This is a genomic window from Sphingopyxis sp. CR5, from assembly GCF_059693785.1.
In genome coordinates this window covers 23,951-42,670 of the sequence record NZ_JCATIE010000006.1, presented here as the reverse complement: position 1 = coordinate 42,670, position 18,720 = coordinate 23,951, and the positions used below count along the sequence as shown (strand labels likewise).

The window sequence follows — 18,720 nt, the reverse complement described above, 5'->3', positions numbered from 1 at the left end:
CCTCCCGACTGGCGGACAGGGTGGGATTCGAACCCACGGTGAGCGTGAACCCACGGCGGTTTTCAAGACCGCTGCCTTAAACCACTCGGCCACCTGTCCTCTGCGCGCCGCCATAGCGTGCGGGCGCCGCGCGGCAAGTCCAAACATCGCCGGTTCGGTACGGCGCGGCTTTGACTCGGGCCGTCGCGAGCGCCTCTGTTCAAGGCGGGTGCATCTGTGTCAGTCTTTGCCTATGGGGAAGGGATGACGTGGATGAAGCCTTTCAGATTCGGACGTGTTTTGGGCCTGGGGGCGGCGATGCTCTCGGCCTGGATGTTGAGCGCGTCGGCGCCGCTCCACGCACAGGGAAGCGGCAATGCCTCGTTCGACGCCTATGTGCAGTCGCTGTGGCCCAAGGCGCAGGCGCGCGGCGTGTCGCGCGCGACGTTCGACCGGGTGACCGCGGGGCTGCAATATAACAGCCGCGTCGTCGCGCTCGACCGCGACAATCTGGGCAGTCCGCCCAATCCGAACACCCCGATCCCGCCCTTTGCGCCCTATAAGGCGAAGCATGTCGACGCGGCGCGGATCAACGGCGGCCGCCGCGTCCACGACCGGCTGTTGCCGCTGCTGTCGCGGATCGAGACGCGCACCGGGGTTCCGCCGAGCATCATGATCGCGATCTTCGGGCATGAAACCGCTTATGGCGCGGTGACCGGGGGATTCGACCTTCCCGAAGCGCTCGCGACGCTCGCCTATGAGGGGCGGCGGCGCAGCCTGTTCGAGCCCGAATTCCTCGCGACGCTGGAAATGGTCGAACAGGGCGTTCCGCGCACCGTGCTGAAGGGAAGCTGGGCGGGGGCCTTCGGCTATCCGCAATTCCTGCCTTCGGTCTATCTGCGCGTCGCCGAGGACGGCGACGGCGACGGCGTCGCGCGCATCTGGTCGAGCGAGGCCGACGCGGTCGAATCGATCGGCGCCTATCTGCGCAACGCCGGTTGGCGTCCGGGGCAGCCGTGGGGCATCCCGGTGCGCGTGCCGGCGGGCTTCGACCGGAACCGTTTCGCGAACAAGCTGGTGCCAACACGCTGTTCGCGCGTGTTCGAGCGGCACAGCCGCTGGCGCTCGATGGCCGAGTGGCGCGCCGACGGATTCCAGCCGCTGAACGACCGCTGGCCCGACGGGGCGATCCAGGCGACCTTGCTCGAACCCGATGGCCCCGGGAATACCGCTTATTTGCTCACCGGTAACTATCGTGCGATATTGGACTATAATTGTTCCAATTTTTACGCACTGTCCGTGGGGGTATTGGCGGATGAAATCGATCGGTAGAACGAGTGTCGCGGTGGCCGGGCTGGCCCTGTTGTCGGGATGCGGCATGATGGGGGGCGCCCGCTCAAGCGCCCCGATAACGTCGCCGGCGACCGCTGACGACACGCTGGTCCCTGATACGCCGGTGACGATCGGCAAGCCCTACAAGGTTGGCGACACCACCTATACTCCCGCCGATATCTCGGACTATGACGAGGTCGGCTACGCGACCGTTTACGGCGAGGGCACGGGCGACAAGGCGACCGCCAACGGCGAGCGTTTCGATCCGGCGGCGATCGCCGCCGCGCACAAGACGCTGCCCCTGCCAAGCTATGTCGAGGTCACCGCGCTCGATACCGGGCGCACCATCCTCGTTCGCGTCAACGACCGGGGGCCGATGGCGACCGACCGGTTGATCGACCTGACGCCCGCTGCGGCCGCGCAGCTGGGGCTCAAGGGCGGGGCGACCGGGGTCCGCGTACGCCGGGTCCATCCGCCCGTGGCCGAGCGCGCGCAGCTTCGCGCGGGCGATCCGGTGCCCGAACGGCTGCCGACCCCCGACTCGCTGCTCGCGATCCTGCGCAGCAAGCTGAGCGGACTGCCGTCGCCCGCGGCGATCGCCGCCGGGGTGGCAAAGCCGGCACCGGCGACCGCCAAGCCTGCAACGCCCGACGCCCCGCCGGCGAAGACGGCCGAAGCGCCGGCCTCGCCCGTCAAGTCCGCGCCGCCGCCCGAGCGTGTAAAGCCGGGCAGCGACCGGTTCGTCGTCGAGGGGGAAAAAGCGCCGCCGACCGCTTCGGCGGCCCCCAAACCCACGGCTGCCGCGCCCGCCGCGCCGACTCCTGCGTCGGGTCGCTATACCGTCCAGGTCGCGATGTTCGGCAGCAAGGCCAATGCCGACGAAACCGCCAGGGCGCTGGGCGGCTCGGTCGCTCAGGCGGGTAAATATTGGCGCGTGACGATGGGTCCGTTCGCCAGCCAGGCCGACGCGCAGGCCGCACTGGCGAAGGCGAAGGCCGGCGGCTTTCGCGACGCGCTCGTCCGCAATCGACCCTGACCCCTTTCCATCGCGGGGCCGGCATTCTAAACGCCGGTCATGCGGTGGGATATCATAGCGAAGGGCAGCGCGGCGCTGGCCGTCACGGCGGGCTTGCTGACGGCGATGCCCGCGGCGACGGCAAACGGCGCGAGCGCGTCCGCATCGACGGTCAGCCGGCCCCTCTATACGACCAAGGCCCCGATCGCGATGCTCAAGGACCTCGATTCGGGGGCGATCCTGTTCGAACGTGGCGCGGGCAAGCGGTTCGCGCCGGCGTCGATGGCAAAGGTGATGACCGCCTATATCGTGCTAGACCTGATCGACAGCGGCAAATTGTCGCGCGACAAGCTCTTCACGGTCGAACAAGGCACCTATGACAAATGGAACGGCAGCAACGGCGGCTCGACGATGTTCCTGCGCGCCGGCGAGAAAGTGTCGGTCGATGAATTGCTGAAGGGTCTGATCACCGTTTCGGGCAATGACGCCGCCGCGGTTCTGGCGGTCGGGATCGACGGGAGTGAAGAGGCTTTCGTCAAGCGAATGAATGCGATGGCATCCATGCTTGGTATGACGTCAAGCCGGTTCGGAACCCCGAATGGTTGGCCCGACGGCGGCGTGACCAAGGTGAGCGCCGCCGATCTGATCACGCTCGCCGACCGGCTGATCCGCGATCATCCCGGCGGCTATGCGCGCTATTTCTCGATTCCGCGGCTCCGGCATGGCACCGCGCCCGACGGGACGCCGATCGTCCAGCCCAACCGCAATCCGATCCTGGGGCGGGTCGACGGCGCCGACGGGCTGAAGACCGGCCATACCAGCGAGGCAGGCTATTGCTTCCTGGGCTCGGCGAAGCGCGGAGGGCGGCGGCTGATCCTCGTCGTCGCGGGGATGGACAGCGAAAAGGCCCGGCGCGAAGAGGCGGCGCGGCTGATGCAATGGGGGTTCGACGCGTGGGAAGGGCGCGAGATCGTGCCGGAGCATGCGACGGTCGGGCGGCTCGACGTCGGCGAAGGCGAACGCCCGACGGTGGCGGCCGAGGCGGCCCTCCCGGTGCGGATGACCGTGCCGAAGGGATTCACCGGCGGCTATCGCGCGGCGATGCGCGCGCGGGTCCCGATCGCCGCGCCGGTTGCCCGCAATGCGCGCATCGCCGAACTGGTCGTAACCCCCGACGGCCTGCCACCGCAGGTGACGCCGCTGCTCGCCGCGAACGCCGTGGCACAAAGCGATGGCTGGTGGGACCGCGCGCGTACCGGCTTCTATCGGCTCACCGGATGGTGACGGGCCGCTTCATCACCCTCGAAGGCGGGGAGGGGGCGGGCAAGTCGACGCAGATCGGCGCGCTCGCGGCCGCGCTGGCCGATCGCGGGGTCGAAGTCGTCGCCACCCGCGAACCCGGCGGCAGCGCCGGCGCCGAAGCGATCCGGACCCTGCTGATGGAGGGCGCGGCCGACCGCTGGGATTCGCGCAGCGAGGCCCTGCTCTTTGCCGCCGCGCGCGCCGACCATGTCGCGCGAACGATCCGTCCCGCGCTCGCTCGCGGCGCGTGGGTGCTGTGCGACCGCTTCGTCGATTCCAGCCGCGCCTATCAGGGCGGCGGCGGCGGCATCACCGATGCCGACATCATGGCGCTGCACGGTTTCGGGTCGCAGGGGTTGCTCCCCGACCGCACCTTCCTGCTCACCCTCGGCGCGGACGAGGCGGCACGGCGGCTCGCGCGGCGCGATGGCGCGGCGGCCGACCGGATGGGGAGCAAGCCCGCCGATTACCAGGCGCGCCTCGCCGCGCGCTTCGCCGAAATCGCCGCCGCCGAGCCCGCGCGCTGGCGCGTGATCGACGCCGGCGCGCCCGCGGCCGCGGTAACCGCCGCGATCCTCGCCGAGCTGGCGGCATGGCTGCCATGATCGGGCACCATGACGCCGAAAAGGCCTTTGCCGAAGCGTGGCAGGGTGGGCGCCTGCATCATGCGTGGCTGCTTGCCGGTCCACAGGGAATGGGCAAGGCGGCGTTCGCGACGCGCGCGGCGCGCTTCCTCGTCACGCACGGTCGCGGCGGGGAGGGGGAAGCCCTGTCGCTCGACGACCCCGGCGATCCGGTAGCGGCGAAGCTCGTCGAGGCAGGCAACCATCCCGAAATCCTCCGCCTCGAACGACAGGTGAAGGAAAAGAGCAAGGACCTGGCGCGCAATATCACGATCGACCAGGTGCGCGGCATGATCCGCAAATTGCACCTGTCGCTGTCGCTCGGCGAATGGCGCGTGGTGATCATCGACGCGGTCGACGACCTCGAGACCGATGGCGCCAACGCCCTGCTCAAGACGCTCGAGGAACCGCCCGCCAGAACGCTGTTCCTGCTCGTCAGCCATTCGCCGGGACGCCTGCTTCCGACGATCCGCTCGCGGTGCAGAACGCTGCGTTTTCAACCCGTTGAACGTGACGTCATGGCGGCGTGGCTGCACGAAATGCGCGCGATGCTGGAGGTCGGTGAGCAGCGCGCCATCGTCGCCGCTTCGGGCGGCGTCCCCGGCAAGGCGCTGGCCCTGATCGACAGCGATGTCGCGGTCATGGAAAAGAAGTTGCTGGCGATCGCTACCAGCGGCGACCCCGACAACCGGCTTCGCGAAGCGCTCGCGAAAGAGGTCGGCGGGACGAGCAACCGGGCGAAACTCGAACTCGTGATCGATATCGTCCCGGGTCTACTGTCGCGAATCGCGCGCGATCGTCCGCTGGCCGACATCGCCCCGGTGCTCGCGCAATGGGACCGGGTGCAGCGTACGGTGCGCGATGCGGTGCGCGGATCCTATGACGGCGCGATGGTCGGGTTCGAAATCGGCAACTGCCTTGCCGAACTGGCCCCGCGCGAGGCGGCGCGCGCACGCTGACGCTTTCCCTCGCGGTCCCCAGCGGCTAAGGCGCGCGCATGTCCACGGATAAGACCCCCTTCTACATCACCACCGCGATCAGCTATCCCAATGGCCGCCCGCACATCGGCCACGCCTATGAAGCGATCGCGACCGACGCGATGGCCCGCTTCCAGCGCGCGCGCGGCCGCGACGTCCGCATGGTCACGGGGACCGACGAACATGGCTTGAAAATGTATCAGACCGCGCGCGACCAGGGACGCGCGACGATCGACCTGGCCGACGAAATGTCGGGATATTTCCGGGAGATGTATGGCAAGCTGAATATCAGCTATGACCGGTTCATGCGCACCTCCGACCCCGCGCACCACGCCGCTTCGCAGGCGATCTGGCGCGCGATGGCGGCGAAGGGCGATCTCTATCTCGACCGTTATGAAGGCTGGTACTCGGTCCGCGACGAGGCCTTTTACGACGAAGACGAACTCGTCGAGGGGGAAGGGGAAACGAAACTCTCGCCGCAGGGGACGCCGGTCGAATGGACGGTCGAGGAAAGCTGGTTCTTTCGCCTGTCGGCCTATCAGGACCGGCTGCTCGCGCTCTACCGCGACAATCCCGACTTCATCCGTCCCGAAAGCCGCCGCAACGAAGTGCTGCGCTTCGTCGAGGGTGGGCTCAAGGACCTCAGCGTATCGCGCACCAGTTTCGACTGGGGCGTTCCGGTGCCGGATTCGCCGGGCCATGTGATGTATGTCTGGGTCGACGCGCTCACCACCTATCTTTCGGGGTTGGGCTACCCCGATGCGGACAGCGATTTCGCGCGCTTCTGGCCCGCCGACATCCATATGATAGGTAAGGATATCGTTCGTTTCCATACCGTTTACTGGCCGGCGTTCCTGATGAGTGCCGATCTGCCGCTGCCCAGGCAGGTCTTTGGCCACGGTTTCCTTCTGAACCGCGGCGAGAAGATGTCGAAGTCGCTTGGCAACGTCGTCGACCCGATGGCGCTCGCCGAGCAGTTCGGGGTCGACGCGCTGCGCTATTATCTGCTGCGCGAAGTCAGCTTCGGTCAGGACGGCAGCTATTCGGCCGACGCGATCGTCCGGTCCGCCAACGCCGATCTTGCCAACAGCTTCGGCAATCTGGCGCAGCGTAGCTTGTCGATGATTTTCAAGAATTTGGGCGGTGAATTGAGTGCCGATTATCAGGCGTCTCAGGATGATGTCTCGCTGATTGGCGATGTCCTGGACATGGCGTGTGTGCGACAGCCGCGCGAATTCGAGCAGCTCGCTTTCTCGGTCGGGATCGAAGACTGGATCCGCGCGGTTTTCGCGTGCAACCAATATGTCGATACGCAGGCGCCATGGGCGCTTCGCAAGACCGATCCCGATCGGATGCGCGCGGTGTTGATGACCTTGTTCCAGGCCGTGCGCGCGCTTGCGATCGCGATCCGCCCGGTCGTACCCGACGCGGCGGACAAGCTGCTCGACCAGATGGGCATCGCGCCCGACGCGCGCGATTTCGCGGCGCTCGCCGACGCCGACTGGTTTGCGAACCTCGCCGACAGCGGCTTCGCCGTCGGCCAGCCCGTGCCGATCTTTCCCCGGCTCGAGCTTCCGGCGGGCGAAGGGGAAGGGGAATGATCGCCCTCGGGACAAATATCATTGCGAGCGGAGCGAAGTCATTCGCTTCCCGCAATGATAGGCATGGGAAATCAGCCTGATGCTCGTCGATTCGCATTGCCATCTCAACTACAAGGGGCTCGCCGAACAACAGGGTGACGTGCTCGAACGCGCCCGTGCCCGCGGCGTCACCGCGATGCTCAACATCGCCACGCGCGAGAGCGAATGGGACGAGGTTCTCGCCGCCGCCGAAACCAACGGCGACGTCTGGGCCAGCGTCGGCATCCACCCGCACGACGCCGACCAGCATCCCGACGTTGATACCGCGAAGCTCGTCCGCCGCGCCGCGCATCCGCGCGTGGTCGGCATCGGCGAAACCGGGCTCGACTATTATTACGACAAGAGCGACCGTCGGCGACAGCAGGACAGTTTCCGGCGCCATATCCACGCGTCCCAGGAAACCGGCCTGCCCATCATCGTCCATACGCGCGATGCAGAGGCCGACACGCTGGCGCTGCTCGGGGAGGAAATGGGGCAGGCGGCCTATCCGGGCGTCATCCACTGCTTCACCGCGAGCGACGATTTCGCGCGCCGGGCGCTCGACCTCGGTCTCTATATCTCGATTTCGGGGATTGTGACGTTCAAGAACGCGGCCGATTTGCAGGCGACCGCCCGGTGGTTGCCGCAGGACCGGCTGCTGATCGAAACCGATTCCCCCTTCCTCGCCCCCGTTCCGCACCGCGGCAAGACCGGCGAACCGGCGTTCGTGGCCGACACTCTGGCTTTTCTGGCCGACTTGCGCGGCGAGGACCGCGACACGCTTGGCGCCGCAACGTCCGAAAATTTCTACCGTCTTTTCAGCAAGGCGCAGCCATGACGTCACGCGCCGCATGAAGGTACGGATTCTCGGGTGCGGCACCTCGTCGGGGGTGCCGCGGATAGGCAACGACTGGGGCGCCTGCGATCCGGACAACCCCCGCAACCTGCGCAGCCGCGCGTCGATCCTGGTCTCGCTCGGCGGCTATCGGTTGCTTGTCGACACCAGTCCCGATATGCGGCTGCAATTGCTCGACGCCGGGGTCGGCGAAGTCGACGCGGTCATCTGGACGCACGAACACGCCGATCATTGTCATGGGCTCGACGATTTGCGGCAGATCATGCACCTGCGCCGCGGGTCTCCTGTGCCGGCCTATGCCCGCGAGCATGTAATCGAGACGTTGAAATGGCGCTTTACCTACGCCTTCGCCGGCAATGCCGGCTACCCGGCTTCGATCGACCCCGTCGAACTGCAGGACCAGCAATCGATCGGTCCGATCGAGGTTTCGGCGATCGACATGCCGCACGGCCCGATCCAGGCCTCCGGACTCGTCTTCAGCGACGGCGCGCACAAGATTGGCTATGCCACTGACTTTTCTCGTTTTACGGAGGAAATGGTCGATTTCTTCCAGGGCGTCGATCTCTTCGTTATCGACGCGCTGCGCCGCTATCCGCATCCGACGCATCCGCATCTGGCGATGACGCTCGAGGCGCTTGCGAAGGTCGGCCATCCGCATGCTATCATCACGCATATGGACAATACGATGGACTATGACGATCTGGCCGGCGAATTGCCGCCGGGCGTCGAGCCGGGGTATGACGGGCTGGAGGTGCAGCTATGACGATGGGCACGGGCGCCGACATCCTCTGGTTCGCAATGGCGTTCACCCTCGTATTGAGCGCGCTGGTCGCCCGGCGATTGCCGATGAAGGACTGGCTGAAGATGGGGCTCGCGTGGGCCGCGATCTTCGCGCTGCTGTTCCTGGTGATCCGGACCTGGCAAGCGGTAACGTGAGGGGGGCCTTGCAGATAGCGCTCCGGCTTCTATTTAACATAATATATATTATCGGATAATCATATGTCTGCGGACGGCTCCGGCTCCTCCCAATCCCCCATCGACCGATTGCTCGCGATCATGCGCCGGTTGCGCAATCCCGACGGCGGTTGCGAATGGGATCTGGCGCAGGATTTCGACACGATCGCACCCTATACGATCGAGGAAGCCTACGAGGTTGCCGACGCAATCGCCGGCGGCGACCCCGCAGCGATCTGCGACGAACTCGGCGACCTGCTGCTTCAGGTCGTTTTTCACGCGCAAATTGCTACCGACAAGCGGCTCTTCGGTTTCGACGATGTCGCCAACGCGATTTCGGACAAGATGGAGCGGCGCCACCCGCACATCTTCGGCGACGTCCGCACCGACGACGTGCGCCGGCAATGGGAATCGATCAAGGCCGACGAGCGCGCCGCCGAAGGGCCTCGGGGCGCCTTGTCGGGTGTCGCGCTGTCGCTGCCGGCATTGCTGCGCGCACAGAAGTTGCAGGGACGTGCCGCGCGCGTCGGCTTCGACTGGCCCGACACCGAAGGCCCGCGCGACAAGATTGCCGAGGAGCTGGCTGAGGTCGCCGATGCGGACGGCGATGCGGCGCGCCACGAGGAAGTCGGCGATCTGTTGTTCGCGGTCGTCAACTACGCGCGCAAGCTCGGCGTCGATGCCGAAGGCGCGCTGCGCGATGCCAATCTGAAATTCGCGCGACGTTTCGCGTCCATGGAAGACCGCGCCGGCGGCAGCCTCGAGGGGCTGTCGCTCGATGCCCAGGAGGCGCACTGGCAGGCGGTCAAGCGGGCGGAACGAAACTAGCGTCGGGCCACAGCCGTTCGAACCGCGCCCGGTCGGCGGGGTCGAGCCGCACGGTCAACCTGTGACCGCCCTCCTCTGCCTCGTCGGCAAGCACTTCGCCGCGGGCGTGGAGCCACGCCATCGCTTCGCCCTGGTCGAAGCGCAGCGCGATGCGCAGCGTTTCGTGGCGCGCCGTGAGTTCGGCCGCCATCAGCGTCCGCGCCGCTTCGACCCCTTCGCCGGTTTCGGCCGAAATCACCGCGACGTCAGGCCGTCGCGCCGCCATGTCCAGGATCGCGGCACGGCGTTCGGGATCGGCGGTATCGATCTTGTTCCATATCTCGATCTGCGGGATCGGTCGGGCCGGTTCGCCGTCCTCCCCTTCCCCCTCGACGACGCCCAGCGAGGTCAGGATCGTCCGGACATCGTCATATTGCGCCTCGCTGTCCGGGTGGACGATGTCGCGGACATGGACGATCAGGTCGGCGGTCGTGACCTCTTCCAGCGTGGCGCGAAAGGCGGCGACAAGTTCGGTCGGCAGGTCGGATACGAACCCCACCGTGTCCGACAGGATCGCCTTGTCGATGCCGGGCAGGCGGATTTCGCGCATCGTTGGGTCCAGTGTCGCGAACAACATGTCTTCCGCCATGACGGCACTTCCGGTCAGGCGGTTGAAAAACGTCGATTTTCCGGCGTTGGTATAGCCGACCAGCGCGACCACCGGCCACGGCGCCCTTTGCCGCTTGGCGCGCTGCAATTGCCGGGTTCGCCGCGCATCGTCGAGCTGGCGGCGGATGCGCGCCATGCGGTCGCGGATCATCCGGCGGTCGGCCTCGATCTGGGTCTCGCCCGGCCCGCCCAGAAAGCCGAAGCCGCCGCGCTGGCGTTCCAGATGGGTCCAGCTGCGCACCAGCCGCCCCGCCTGATAGTCGAGATGGGCGAGCTCGACCTGCAGCCGCCCTTCGGCCGTGGCCGCTCTTTCTCCAAATATTTCAAGGATCAAGCCCGTTCGGTCGATCACCTTCGCACCCAGTTCGGTTTCCAGGTTGCGCTGTTGGATCGCGGTCAGCGGCGCATCGACGATGACGAGCTGCGCGGCACTTTCGGCAACATCGGGCTTGATCGCCTCAAGCTGCCCGACCCCGATCAGCGTCGCGGCGCGCGTCTGGCGCAGTCGCAGCGGATGCACCGCAACGACCTCGATCCCGATCGCGACCGCCAGCCCTGTGGCTTCGCCGACGCGCGCGTCGAGATCGCGCGAAAGCCCCTGCCCGCGCCACTCGGGCACGATCAGTATCGCGCGCGCACCGCGCGTCACCTCACCGATGCTATCGTCCATCCCGGTCGTCAGGCGTCGTCCGCCTCGTCATCGCCATTGTCGGCCAGATTGACCGGACCATTGGGCTGAACCGTCGAGATCGCATGCTTGTAGACAAGCTGGACCTGCCGTTCGCGTTCGAGCAGCATGCAGAAAAGGTCGAAGGCGACGATATCGCCTTGAAGCATCACGCCATTGACGAGGAACATCGTCACCGATTCCTCGGACCGCCGGACGGCGTTGAGGAAGACGTCCTGCAACGCCTTGCCCTTGCTGGCGGGCGCCGCGCGCACATCGTCGCCGAGCGCGGCAAGGTCGAAATCGTGCGACGGCATGATCGTGGAAATCGCATGCTTGTAAACGAGCTGCGACTGGCCGTCGCGGCGGAGCAGCAGCGAGAAATTGTCGAACCAGGTGATAATCCCCTGCAGCTTCACACCCTTGACGAGGAACATCGTCACGGGGGTCTTGCTGCGGCGCAGGGCGTTGAGGAAGAGATCCTGGAGATTCTGGTTTTTATCGGACACTTTGGCCTCCTGTTCTTGGCGGCGTTGCCGCTGGGGGTCCGTTTATCGGACCGCCGTTTCATCTTGGCGACATGCAATATGCGGCAAAGTGGACCCAAGGTCCAGTGCGAAGCCGTCACCCATCGTCGGAAGGATTGTCGGTCAATCCCAACAGCTTCAGCTTGCGGTGCAGCGCCGAGCGTTCCATTCCGATAAAGGTCGCGGTGCGCGAGATGTTGCCCGAAAAGCGGTTGATCTGGATGCGCAGATATTCGCGCTCGAAATTCTCCCGGGCTTCCTTGAGCGGAATGGCGGTGATCGATTCCGATCCGGGCAGGATGTCGGTGCCGCCGCGCACGAGTTCCGAAGGAAGCATGTCCGCATCGATCTGCGCCAGCCGATCGCTCGGCGCCAGGATCATCACCCGCTCGATCACGTTCCGCAATTCGCGGACGTTGCCGGGCCAATCGTGCGCCTGGAGGGACGCCATCGCTTCGGCGCTCATTTCGGGCGGAGGAACACGGCGATCGGCGGCATAGCGGCGCACGAAATGGTCGCATAGGCTTGCGATGTCGTCGCGTCGCTCGCGCAGCGGCGGGATATGAACGGGAACGACATTGAGGCGATAATAGAGGTCCTCGCGGAAGCGCCCCTCGGCGATCTCGGCGGTCAGGTCGCGCGCGGAGCCCGAGATGATCCGGACATCGACGCGAATCATCGTGCGGCCGCCGACCCGCGTGAAGCTCTGGTCGGTGAGCACGCGCAATATCTTTCCCTGCGTCGTCAGAGGCATGTCGGCGACTTCGTCGAGAAACAGGGTGCCGCCATGCGCCTGTTCGAGCAAACCGACTCGGATCGCTCCATCGTCGCTTTCGGTACCGAACAATTCGGCTTCCACCGTTTCGGGATCCATGCGCGCCGACGATATGACCCGGAATGGCGCGGTCTGCCGCCCGCTCCAGCCGTGCAGCACGCGCGCCGCGACTTCCTTGCCGACCCCCGGCGCCCCGGTGATGAGGACGCGGCTTCCGGTACCGGCGACGCGCTTCAATGTCGCGCGAACATTGTTGATCGCGCTGCTGTTGCCGGTCAATTCCTCTGCGGGGCCAGCTCTTTCGCGCAATTGCTCATATTCGAATTTCAGCCGCTCATTCTCGGTTGCGCGCGCAACGAGATGGATGAGGCGTTCGGCCTCGAACGGCTTTTCGATGAAGTCGAAGGCGCCGCGGCGGATCGCCGCGACCGCGGTGTCGAGACCGCCGTGCCCCGAAATCACGATGATCGGCAGCGTCGGGTCGAACGCCTTGATCGCTTCCACAAGGCCAAGGCCATCGAGCCGCGACCCCTGGAGCCAGACATCGACGAGCGCGAGCGACGGGCGCCGTTGGCGGATCGCGTCGAGCGCCGCATCGCTGTCCATCGCGGTGCGCGCCTCATAGCCTTCGTCCTCCATGACTCCGGCCACCAGGTCGCAAATGTCGCGTTCGTCGTCGACGATCAAAATATCAAGCGCCATGATCTTCTCTATCCTGCCGGTTCCGGATGCGGCCCGGGACCGATTCCGCCTGCCCTGCTTCGCCCTCCCCGCCCTTGCCGGCGAGCGGCCGGAGCCGTTCGGGATGCAGGGTCAGCGTCACGCATGTCCCCCGCCCCGCCGGATTGTCGGTAAATTCCAGCTCGCCATAATGTTGTTCGACGATCTTGAGCACGATCGCGAGCCCCAGCCCCGTCCCGCCCTGCCGCGTCGTCATATAGGGCTCGGCGATCGCATCGCGCGCCTCGGGAAGGCCGATGCCGTCGTCGACGACCTGAATCCGCACCTCGCCCTGCGCGCCGATGTCGAGCGATGCGGCGATATGGCCGCCCGTCGTGTCGCCCGACTTTTTCGACCTTTCCTCAATCGCTTCCACGGCATTTTTGACGATATTCGTCAGCGCCTGGGACAGCAGGCGGCGGTCGCAGACGAGCGGCTCGATCTCGTTCGGCGCCTTGATGCTGAACAGGATGTCGGGCTTTGCCACCTCGAAGAGGAAAACCGCCTGCTTCAATATGTCGCGGACATCCTCGACACCGAAGGTCGGCTTCGGCATTCGCGCGAAGCTCGAAAACTCGTCGACCATCCGGCGCATGTCGTGAACCTGGCGAATGACCGTGTCGGTCAGCTTGCGGAAGGTCGCTTCGTCGCCCTGCACCTTGTCGCCGAAACGGCGCTGCAAGCGTTCCGCCGCGAGCTGGATCGGGGTCAGCGGGTTCTTGATCTCGTGCGCGATGCGCCGCGCGACATCGGACCAGGCGGCGCGGCGCTGGTCGAGCAATTGCTGCGTGATGTCCTCAAAGCTCAACACGAAACCATCGCCCTGCGCCACCGCTTTCGCGGCGAGGGTCGCGGGCTCGGCATCGCGCCGGGCGAGTTGCACGATCGCTTCATGCTCGTCGCCGTCGATCACCGCGACGAGTTCGGGAGCGACGTCGACGAGCGATCGACCCGTCAGGCTCTCACCCTCGTTCCCGATCAGCCGCTCGGCCGCTGCGTTCGCGAGTAGGATCCGGCGGTCGGGACCGACCGACACCACGGCCGAGGTGACGCCGCTGAGCACCGCCTCGATAAAGCTGCGCCGTGTTTCGAGTTGCTTGTTGGCGCTGACTAGCGCGCTCGTCTGGCCCTGCAACTGTTCCGTCATGCGATTGAAAGCGTTGGTGAGGACGGCGATTTCGTCGTCGCGCGCGGGCAAGGGCACGCGGACCGACAAATCGCCCCCCGCCGCCGTCCGGGTGGCGCCGATCAGCGTGCCCAAGGGACGCACGATCCGGTCGGCGACGACGATCGCGGCGATGACCGCCAGCGCAAGGAGCAACAGCGAGCCGAGATAGAGGGCTCCGTTGAAGCGAACCTGCAATTGCTGCGAGCGTTCGAACAGGCTGTTGTAATCGGCGAGCACCGTATTGGCGCGCTGCGACTGCTGAAAGCCCGGCACGTTGAAATCGCGCGATGCGAACAGATAGGCACGGCTCGTTCCCGGCAACCGGGTCGTCGCCTCGATCCGGTCGGATCGCCGCACGACGACCACGTCCTCGCCCGCATCGAGCCGCGATACGACCTCATTGGAAAGCCGGCTTTTGGCATCCCGCCCATCAGGGTCGATCATCGCGGCGGTCCGGGGAATACCGTCGTCGCCAACCTCGATGATCGCCGATTCATTCAGGTTTCGCGAGAGAACCTGAAGATAGTAATAGTTGACGAACTCTTTGCTATCGATCGGAACCTGCACGAGCTTGTCGCCCAGATCCTTGGCCATCACCGCCGTGTTGTCGCCCACCTCGCGCTGATTTTCCTGATAATAGCCTTCGGCCAGGCTCGCGGCATTTTCGAACATGCCGCGCGAGCGATCCGAGAACCAGAAATCGACGCCATATTGGAACAACAGCGACGCGAAGATGACGACGAGCAACGTCGGCACCGCCGCGAGCAGCGAAAAGAGCGCGACGAGCCGGACGTGCAGCCGGCCATTGCCGCCGCCCATCGTCCGCTCGGCGCGACTGCGCGCGATGCGGCTGCCGATCAGCACGATCAGCGCCATCGCGGGCACCAGATTGACGATCATGATCGCCGCGACGAGCGCCGGGGTCAGCAACCGTTCGCTCTGCGCATCGCCGGTGACGAAGATATAGGTCGCGATGCCGATGCTGAGCATCAGCGCGAGCGTATAATATTCGGGTGCGGCAAAGCGCCATGCGCGCGACGGCTGGCGGTCGATATCGTCGGGAGGAATCAAAGGAGCCGATTGCGCCATTGTTGCTTCGATACGACAAAGCTGTTGCATAGAAAACACACAATATGCGCTTCAACAGGAATTGCGCGCGCTCAGTCGCAAGGACCTCCACGCGCGGTTTGTAATGGAGCGTGATCCTGAATCAGGGCTGCGAGGGATCGATTTCGAGCTGGCCGAGCCGCTTGCGCAGCGTGTTGCGATTGATGCCGAGCCGCCGCGCCGCCTCGAGCTGGTTGCCGCGCACTTCGCGCAGGGTGCGGCGAAGCAGCGCGGTTTCGACGATCGCCTCGAGCCGCGCGTGGATTTCGCCGTCGCTGTCGCCGCGGGCAAGCTCTTCGCGCGCCCAGTCGTCGATCGCGCGGGCGATCAGGTCGGCGGGCGCCGCAAGCGAAGCCCCCTCGCCGCTTTCATGGAGCACCGCCTCGACGTCGCGCGGGGCGACCACCGTATCGCGCGAGAGCACCGCGAGGCGCTGGACGACGTTGCCGAGTTCGCGGACATTGCCCGGCCAGTCGTGCCGTTCGAGCAGTTGCATCGCCGCCGGCGCGAACTGGCGGTCGGGCAGGCCCGAATGTCGCCCCGCATCGATGAAATGCCGTACGAGAGCCGGAATGTCGCTGCGCCGGTCGCGCAGCGGCGGCAACGTCACCGGGATGACGTTGAGCCGATAGAAGAGGTCCTCGCGGAAGCGCCCGTCGGCGACCAGGGTACGCATGTCGCGGTGGGTCGCGGCAACGACGCGGACGTCGGCTTTCAGCGCCTGGCTGCCGCCAACGGTCGAATATTCGTTGCTTTGCAGGACGCGCAGCAACCGCGTCTGTGCCTCCAGCGGCATATCGCCGATTTCGTCGAGGAAGAGCGTGCCGCCCGCCGCCTGCTCGAAGCGTCCGGCGCTGCGGTTCGTGGCGCCGGTAAAGGCGCCCTTTTCATGCCCGAACAATTCGGCTTCGATCAGTTCGCGGGGGATGGCGGCCATGTTGATCGCCACGAACGGTCCACTGCGCCGGAGCCCCGTCGCATGGATCGCGCGCGCGACAACTTCCTTGCCGGTCCCCGATTCACCCAGGATGAGCACCGCAAGGTCATTGGTGGCGAGCCGCGCGATCGTGCGGTAGACTGCCTGCATCGCGGGCGCGCGACCGACGAGCCCGTGGCTGTCTTCGGGCGCGGGATCGATCCCCGCGCTCGGGAGGGTGCGCCGCTGAAGCGCCGCGCGCACGCTGGCGGTCAACTCGTCGAGATCGAAAGGCTTGGGCAGATAATCGTAGCTGCCGATCCCCGTCGCGCGCACCGCGGTGTCGAGCGTGTTCTGCGCCGACAGGACGATGACCGGGGTCAGCGGATCGACCCCGACGCCGGGAAGCGAATCGATGCCGTCGCCGTCGGGCAGCACGACATCGGTGATGATCAGGTCGGGGCGATGGTCGGCGAGCCAGGCGTTGCGCTCGGCGATGCTGCCGACCGACGCGAACTGACCGCATTCGGTCGATAATGTCTCGCGGATGATCAGCGCGATGGCCGGGTCGTCCTCGACCAGCAGGATCGTCTTGTCGGCCGTCACGAGCCTGCCGCCTTTTGTCCGGCCGTGGGCAAATGGACGCGGAAGCGCGTCCAGTCGCCGTCGCGCATGTGCTGGACGGTCCCGCCCATGTCGCGAGCGAGCTTTGCAACGAGAGCAAGGCCCAGCCCCCTGCCCTCGCGCTTCGTCGTCACGAAGGGATCGAACAGGTCGCCGCGAATGTCGGCGGGGACGCCCGGGCCGTTGTCGCTGACGCTCAACTCGATCGGCAGCGCGATGCGCCCGCGCCCGTCGCCGTTGTCGATCGACAGCCCATGACGATAGGCCGTGGCGACGCGAACCGTGCCGTCGTCATGCGCGCCGAGCGCCTCGCACGCATTGGTGACGAGGTTCAGCAGGATCTGGACCATGGCGTCATGGTTGCCGAGCACCAAGGGCAGCGAAGGGTCGAAATCCTCGACGAAGCGGACGCTGTCGAATTGCCGGGCGCGCACGGCCTCCATCGCCTGGTGGATCGGCGGGTAGAGGTTGATCGCCGAACAGGCGAGCGGTTGCCCGCGGGAAAAATGCTCCATCTGGTCGATCAGGTTGGTGATGCGGTCGACCTCGGCGCAGATCAGCGTCGTGAAACGCTCGCCGCCCGTGTCGACCTTGCGCGCGAGCAACTGGGCCGCGCCCTTGATCCCGGCGAGCGGATTCTTGATTTCGTGCGCCAGCATCGACGCGGCCGCGCCCGCCGCGCGCCCCGAGCGGCTGAGCGAGCCGCCGAGCAATTCGGCCTCGCTCTGCGAAGGAACGAGCGCAAGAATGCGATGGCCGTTCTGACCATAGGGCACCATCTGCATATCGACGAAAATGGCTTTGCGCCCGCCGACCGCGATTTCGGCGCGATGCGCGAACAGCGCCGGGGTCGACGGATCGTTCAGTCGCTGGCGATAGCTGCGGTCCATGCGGATGACGTCATAGACGACGCGCCCGACCATCGCCGACCGGCTGACGTTGCAAAGCTGTTCGGCGGCTGCGTTGACGAAAAGCACCACCCCGCCACGGTCGAGCAACAGCGTGGCCACCGGATGCGAATGGATCAACTCGTCATGGTCGAACGTCGGAATACTCGACGTATGGGCGGTCACGCGGCGGCCCTGCTAAGGAAGGGACCGTAAAAGCCTTCGAGCGCGTCGAGAACGCCTTTGCTGTCGGGGATCTGGTTCACCTTGTTGCGAAACTCGGCCGAACCCGGCAGTCCCTTGACGTACCAACCGAGATGCTTGCGCGCCATGTTGACGCCGGTCATCTCACCATAATGGTCGAGCATCGCGCGGTAGTGCGTTGTGATAATTTCATATTGTTCGTCGATTCCCGGGTCGGGCCTTTCGGCTTCGCCGCGCAGAGCCGCCATGACCTGTCCAAGCAGCCACGGGCGCCCATAGGCGCCGCGGCCGATCATCACCCCGTCGGCGCCGCTCTGATCGAGCGCGGTCCGAGCGTCGTCGCTCGAACAGATGTCCCCGTTCACGATCACCGGGATCGACACCGCGTCCTTGACGTTGCGAACGAAGGCCCAGTCGGCCGTTCCGCGGTACATCTGGTTGCGGGTGCGACCGTGCACGGTCACCAGCTTCGCGCCCAGATCCTCTGCGATATGCGCGAGTTCGGGGGCATTCAGGCTGTCATGGTCCCATCCCATCCGCATCTTGACGGTCACCGGCACCGACACGGCGTCGACGCAGGATTTGATCAGCGCCGCAGCGAGCGTCGGGTCGCGCATCAGGGCCGAGCCGGCATCGCCGTTCGTCACCTTGCGGACCGGACAGCCCATGTTGATATCGATGATCGCCGCGCCGCGATCCTCGTTCAATTTCGCCGCCTCGCCCATTTCATAGGGGGTGCAGCCGACAAGCTGCATCGACACCGGTTCCTCGACCGGATCCCATGCGGCCTTCTGGATCGACTGGCGCGTCTCGCGGATCGCGGCCTGGCTCGCGATCATTTCGGTCACGTTGAGCCCCGAGCCATAACGGCGGACGAGCGTCCGGAAGGGCCGGTCGGTGACGCCGGTCATCGGCGCAAGGATAACCGGATCCGCGATCGTTATATTGCCGATTTGGATGGGCCGAAGCGGCGCCATTGGGGGGAACTTTCG

At 65.9% G+C, this 18,720-nt stretch carries 17 protein-coding genes and 1 tRNA gene; 10 read left to right on the top strand and 8 right to left on the bottom strand.

Features of this window, described 5'->3' with window-relative positions; genetic code table 11:
- Nucleotides 1–9: 9 nt before the first annotated feature.
- Nucleotides 10–99: transfer RNA gene (locus tag AC58D2_RS10510), tRNA-Ser, on the bottom strand.
- Between the two features lie 153 nt (nucleotides 100–252).
- On the opposite strand from AC58D2_RS10510, the gene AC58D2_RS10505 reads away from it, so the two are divergent.
- The 10 genes from AC58D2_RS10505 (at nucleotide 253) to mazG (ending at nucleotide 9,485) form a co-directional block, all read left to right on the top strand.
- A complete protein-coding gene (locus tag AC58D2_RS10505) occupies nucleotides 253–1,311 on the top strand; it encodes a lytic murein transglycosylase (RefSeq protein ID WP_497390049.1) in 1,059 nt (352 codons plus the stop codon).
- Complete coding sequence (locus AC58D2_RS10500; protein ID WP_497390047.1) at nucleotides 1,295–2,347, top strand: septal ring lytic transglycosylase RlpA family protein; 1,053 nt, start codon at nucleotides 1,295–1,297, stop codon at nucleotides 2,345–2,347. The genes AC58D2_RS10505 and AC58D2_RS10500 overlap by 17 nt, the downstream gene beginning before the upstream one ends.
- 39 nt (nucleotides 2,348–2,386) lie before the next feature.
- The gene (locus AC58D2_RS10495) at nucleotides 2,387–3,610 is read left to right on the top strand and encodes a D-alanyl-D-alanine carboxypeptidase family protein (protein ID WP_497390045.1); all 1,224 of its coding nucleotides are present in this window, start codon (nucleotides 2,387–2,389) and stop codon (nucleotides 3,608–3,610) included.
- Entirely contained in the window at nucleotides 3,604–4,233 is a 630-nt protein-coding gene (tmk, locus tag AC58D2_RS10490; RefSeq protein ID WP_497390043.1) for a dTMP kinase, read from the top strand. Before AC58D2_RS10495 ends, tmk begins: the two co-directional genes overlap by 7 nt.
- The gene (locus AC58D2_RS10485; protein WP_497390041.1) at nucleotides 4,221–5,210 is read left to right on the top strand and encodes a DNA polymerase III subunit delta'; all 990 of its coding nucleotides are present in this window, start codon (nucleotides 4,221–4,223) and stop codon (nucleotides 5,208–5,210) included. The genes tmk and AC58D2_RS10485 overlap by 13 nt, the downstream gene beginning before the upstream one ends.
- A gap of 38 nt (nucleotides 5,211–5,248) precedes the next feature.
- Complete coding sequence (gene metG, locus AC58D2_RS10480) at nucleotides 5,249–6,829, top strand: methionine--tRNA ligase (RefSeq protein ID WP_497390039.1); 1,581 nt, start codon at nucleotides 5,249–5,251, stop codon at nucleotides 6,827–6,829.
- Nucleotides 6,830–6,908: 79 nt separating this feature from the next.
- Nucleotides 6,909–7,685, top strand: a complete 777-nt coding sequence (locus tag AC58D2_RS10475; protein ID WP_497390037.1) for a TatD family hydrolase — start codon at nucleotides 6,909–6,911, stop codon at nucleotides 7,683–7,685.
- Nucleotides 7,686–7,698: 13 nt separating this feature from the next.
- Complete coding sequence (locus AC58D2_RS10470) at nucleotides 7,699–8,466, top strand: MBL fold metallo-hydrolase (protein WP_497390035.1); 768 nt, start codon at nucleotides 7,699–7,701, stop codon at nucleotides 8,464–8,466.
- Entirely contained in the window at nucleotides 8,463–8,639 is a 177-nt protein-coding gene (locus AC58D2_RS10465) for a hypothetical protein (protein WP_497390033.1), read from the top strand. The genes AC58D2_RS10470 and AC58D2_RS10465 overlap by 4 nt, the downstream gene beginning before the upstream one ends.
- Nucleotides 8,640–8,759: 120 nt before the next feature.
- Nucleotides 8,760–9,485 carry a nucleoside triphosphate pyrophosphohydrolase gene (gene mazG / locus AC58D2_RS10460; protein ID WP_497390031.1) on the top strand — a complete coding sequence of 242 codons (726 nt, stop codon included), beginning with the start codon at nucleotides 8,760–8,762 and terminating at the stop codon, nucleotides 9,483–9,485.
- On the opposite strand, the gene hflX is transcribed toward mazG, so the two are convergent.
- The 7 genes from hflX to dusB form a co-directional block, all read right to left on the bottom strand.
- The gene (gene hflX, locus AC58D2_RS10455) at nucleotides 9,463–10,803 is read right to left on the bottom strand and encodes a GTPase HflX (RefSeq protein ID WP_497390029.1); all 1,341 of its coding nucleotides are present in this window, start codon (nucleotides 10,801–10,803) and stop codon (nucleotides 9,463–9,465) included. The two genes, mazG and hflX, sit on opposite strands and share 23 nt — an antisense overlap.
- 8 nt (nucleotides 10,804–10,811) lie before the next feature.
- Nucleotides 10,812–11,309, bottom strand: a complete 498-nt coding sequence (hfq, locus tag AC58D2_RS10450; RefSeq protein ID WP_497390027.1) for an RNA chaperone Hfq — start codon at nucleotides 11,307–11,309, stop codon at nucleotides 10,812–10,814.
- A gap of 115 nt (nucleotides 11,310–11,424) precedes the next feature.
- Nucleotides 11,425–12,804: a nitrogen assimilation response regulator NtrX gene (gene ntrX, locus AC58D2_RS10445; protein ID WP_497390025.1), complete on the bottom strand. Its 1,380-nt coding sequence runs from the start codon at nucleotides 12,802–12,804 to the stop codon at nucleotides 11,425–11,427.
- The gene (locus AC58D2_RS10440) at nucleotides 12,794–15,079 is read right to left on the bottom strand and encodes a sensor histidine kinase (RefSeq protein ID WP_497390023.1); all 2,286 of its coding nucleotides are present in this window, start codon (nucleotides 15,077–15,079) and stop codon (nucleotides 12,794–12,796) included. The genes ntrX and AC58D2_RS10440 overlap by 11 nt, the downstream gene beginning before the upstream one ends.
- Nucleotides 15,080–15,200: 121 nt before the next feature.
- Nucleotides 15,201–16,619: a nitrogen regulation protein NR(I) gene (gene ntrC, locus AC58D2_RS10435; RefSeq protein WP_497390021.1), complete on the bottom strand. Its 1,419-nt coding sequence runs from the start codon at nucleotides 16,617–16,619 to the stop codon at nucleotides 15,201–15,203.
- Nucleotides 16,616–17,710 (bottom strand): two-component system sensor histidine kinase NtrB, encoded by a 1,095-nt coding sequence (locus tag AC58D2_RS10430; RefSeq protein WP_497390019.1) that lies wholly within the window; start codon nucleotides 17,708–17,710, stop codon nucleotides 16,616–16,618. Before AC58D2_RS10430 ends, ntrC begins: the two co-directional genes overlap by 4 nt.
- Nucleotides 17,707–18,705, bottom strand: a complete 999-nt coding sequence (gene dusB / locus AC58D2_RS10425) for a tRNA dihydrouridine synthase DusB (RefSeq protein ID WP_497390017.1) — start codon at nucleotides 18,703–18,705, stop codon at nucleotides 17,707–17,709. Before dusB ends, AC58D2_RS10430 begins: the two co-directional genes overlap by 4 nt.
- Nucleotides 18,706–18,720: the final 15 nt, after the last annotated feature.

Coding starts and splice junctions, on each gene's coding strand:
- AC58D2_RS10500 (WP_497390047.1), top strand. CDS start 1,295: ATGAAATCGATCGGTAGAACGAGTGTCGCGGTGGCCGGGCTGGCCCTG.
- metG (WP_497390039.1), top strand. CDS start 5,249: ATGTCCACGGATAAGACCCCCTTCTACATCACCACCGCGATCAGCTAT.
- hflX (WP_497390029.1), bottom strand. CDS start 10,803: ATGGACGATAGCATCGGTGAGGTGACGCGCGGTGCGCGCGCGATACTG.
- tmk (WP_497390043.1), top strand. CDS start 3,604: ATGGTGACGGGCCGCTTCATCACCCTCGAAGGCGGGGAGGGGGCGGGC.
- AC58D2_RS10470 (WP_497390035.1), top strand. CDS start 7,699: ATGAAGGTACGGATTCTCGGGTGCGGCACCTCGTCGGGGGTGCCGCGG.
- ntrX (WP_497390025.1), bottom strand. CDS start 12,804: ATGGCGCTTGATATTTTGATCGTCGACGACGAACGCGACATTTGCGAC.
- dusB (WP_497390017.1), bottom strand. CDS start 18,705: ATGGCGCCGCTTCGGCCCATCCAAATCGGCAATATAACGATCGCGGAT.
- AC58D2_RS10440 (WP_497390023.1), bottom strand. CDS start 15,079: ATGGCGCAATCGGCTCCTTTGATTCCTCCCGACGATATCGACCGCCAG.
- AC58D2_RS10505 (WP_497390049.1), top strand. CDS start 253: ATGAAGCCTTTCAGATTCGGACGTGTTTTGGGCCTGGGGGCGGCGATG.
- AC58D2_RS10475 (WP_497390037.1), top strand. CDS start 6,909: ATGCTCGTCGATTCGCATTGCCATCTCAACTACAAGGGGCTCGCCGAA.
- AC58D2_RS10465 (WP_497390033.1), top strand. CDS start 8,463: ATGACGATGGGCACGGGCGCCGACATCCTCTGGTTCGCAATGGCGTTC.
- AC58D2_RS10495 (WP_497390045.1), top strand. CDS start 2,387: ATGCGGTGGGATATCATAGCGAAGGGCAGCGCGGCGCTGGCCGTCACG.
- AC58D2_RS10485 (WP_497390041.1), top strand. CDS start 4,221: ATGGCTGCCATGATCGGGCACCATGACGCCGAAAAGGCCTTTGCCGAA.
- mazG (WP_497390031.1), top strand. CDS start 8,760: ATGCGCCGGTTGCGCAATCCCGACGGCGGTTGCGAATGGGATCTGGCG.